This is a genomic window from Rheinheimera muenzenbergensis (assembly GCF_036984005.1).
In the GTDB taxonomy this organism is placed as follows: Bacteria; Pseudomonadota; Gammaproteobacteria; order Enterobacterales; family Alteromonadaceae; genus Alishewanella; species Alishewanella muenzenbergensis.
Genome location: NZ_JALAAR010000038.1, coordinates 1,254 through 3,459 on the forward strand (window position 1 = coordinate 1,254; position 2,206 = coordinate 3,459).

Annotated in this window: 3 protein-coding genes; all 3 read right to left on the bottom strand. The window is 51.5% G+C overall.

Features of this window, described 5'->3' with window-relative positions; translation table 11 throughout:
* Positions 1-165: 165 nt before the first annotated feature.
* Entirely contained in the window at positions 166-582 is a 417-nt protein-coding gene (locus MN202_RS20365; protein WP_335737966.1) for a PIN domain-containing protein, read from the bottom strand.
* Complete coding sequence (gene vapB / locus MN202_RS20370; RefSeq protein ID WP_335737967.1) at positions 579-806, bottom strand: type II toxin-antitoxin system VapB family antitoxin; 228 nt, start codon at positions 804-806, stop codon at positions 579-581. Before vapB ends, MN202_RS20365 begins: the two co-directional genes overlap by 4 nt.
* Before the next feature lie 191 nt (positions 807-997).
* Positions 998-2,206 (bottom strand): GGDEF domain-containing protein (locus MN202_RS20375; protein WP_335737968.1); only part of this gene is annotated, 1,209 nt, incomplete at its 5' end.

Below are 2,206 nucleotides of genomic sequence, written 5' to 3' on the forward strand. Positions count from 1 at the left end.
TGACCCTTAGCGCAATGTGACCCTTAGCGCAATGAACACTTTAAAGCGCAGATTGCCGCTAAAACCGGGCGGCGGCCGGAGCCAACAGGGAGAGGCGGAGATAGAAAATCGGCAGTGTTTCGTCGCGATCAATGACACTGACCCTATTGGTCCTTCTATTGGTCCTTAAGCCGACCAATCTTCAATTCGAAGACCCGGCACTCGTTCAAATTCGCGTGTGTTGTTAGTTACTAACACACAGCCAGCCGCTATCGCATTACCCGCTATTGCAGCATCATTTGCACCGATAGGTATACCATGCTCAGCCAGATAGAGTTTAAGCGCAGCAGTGGCTTCTACAGATATTTTGTCCCACGGCAGAACAGCGTCAACACGCTCCATGAACTGATCAACTATGAAGTTGTGCTTTGGTGAAGCCTTTTTACCGATGGCACCAAAGCGTAGTTCTGCATAGGTAATTGCTGAAAGGACCAGCCGGTCTTTATTCTCAACATGGCCTTGTAGAACTTTCAGCAGTGTTTCTGGTCGCTCACGCATAATAAAAGAACAAATATTAGTATCGAGCATGTAAGTCTTTTTCAAAGCACTACCCGCCCATCTTCAACAACGTCAACGCGGTCAATCATAAAGTCGGCATCAACTAAAGGTTCATCGGCAAAGCTTGTCCACGTTTTCCGGGCAGGACGCAATATCAGTGCATCGCCCTCGCGGCTAATCTCAACTTCTGCAACGCCCTCAAACTCCAACTCTTTTGGAATACGCACAGCCTGACTTCGACCGTTGATAAATAATGCTGCTATTTTCAATTCAACCTCCAAAGCATATTGCTTGTATATGCCAGTATAAATAGTAGCCTGAATATGTCAAGCATATACATTAAATCAGCAATTCAACAGGGGCCAATTCAATAGAGTCAATTCAATAGAGTCAGTGACATTGATTTCAGCCGTATAGGGAAGCAGCATAACGCCACGGATCGAGTATGGTAGTTGCCAGCTTAGCGGGCTAAAGCCACCTGGTTGCGGCCGGCTTTTTTCGCGCTGTACAACGCTTCATCGGCGCGTTTTAGCAGTTGCTCGGTGTTTTCGCCGGGTTGGCGGATGGCGCAGCCTAAGCTGATGGTAATGTGCACGGTTTTGCTGCCAGTGTTACTGCCGCGCTGTTGTTTGCCGCTTTTGCTGTCTTGTGGCCGGTCTTGCTGGCGAATAGCCAGCGGATAGCTGGCTACGCGCTCGCGCACCTGCTCCAGTTTTTCGGCCAGCTTGTCGCTGTTGTTGTGGTTAAACACCAGGGTAAATTCTTCACCGCCGTAGCGGTAGGCGGTTAGGCCTTTTTCGCTGCCGAGCACGGCGCCAAGTAGTTTCAGTACCTGATCGCCGACATCGTGGCCGTAGGTATCATTAAACTTTTTAAAGTGGTCAACATCGAGCATGGTCACCGCGCTGCGCCGCCCCAGCCGGCTTAAGTGAGCCAGCAAGGCGCGCCGTTGTGGCAGCTGGGTCAGTTCATCAATATAGGCCAGCTGCAGCATTTGGTGACTCAGGCTAAGCAGCAGTGTCAGGCAGGCTGCCAGGGTCATCCAGCCGGATATAAACGGCTGTTGCACAAAAGCATAAAACAGCATGATGGCCAGCCAGACGCTAAACTGCGCCCAGCGGGTTATTGCCGCTGCCTTAAAACTGAGCACGCCGGCCCAGACACAGGCAAGCAATGCCATCCACCATAGCGTGCCCCAATTTATATGCAACTGGCTGCTTACCGGTTGCAGCCACAGTGGTAATACCGTTTGTTGTAGCGCCATCAGCGGCGGCATTAACTGCCAGACAAGCGGTAAAGCGCCGCCCAGCAGCAACAGGCCCGTCATACCCTGTACGGTAAGCAGCTGCGGCTTACTCTGCCATTGCAACAACAACCACAGCAGGCTAAAGGCCGCAGGTAACACCAGATAAAGGCTGGCAACCACAGGGTCGCTCAGTGATTGTTGCAGGCTTTGCTGCACCACAAAATAATGGCTGCCCAGTAAGGTTAAACAATACAACCAGTGCCATTGCCGCATCAGGCTGGCCAGCACGGCGGTAAACAACAGCAATAGGTAAACCGCTGCCGGAAACAACGCAGAGATACCGGCAGCCTGCGCCGGCCATTGCCACATCAGCAGCATAATCAGTGCCAGTGGCAGGCTGGTAAATAGCGGTTGCATGAATAA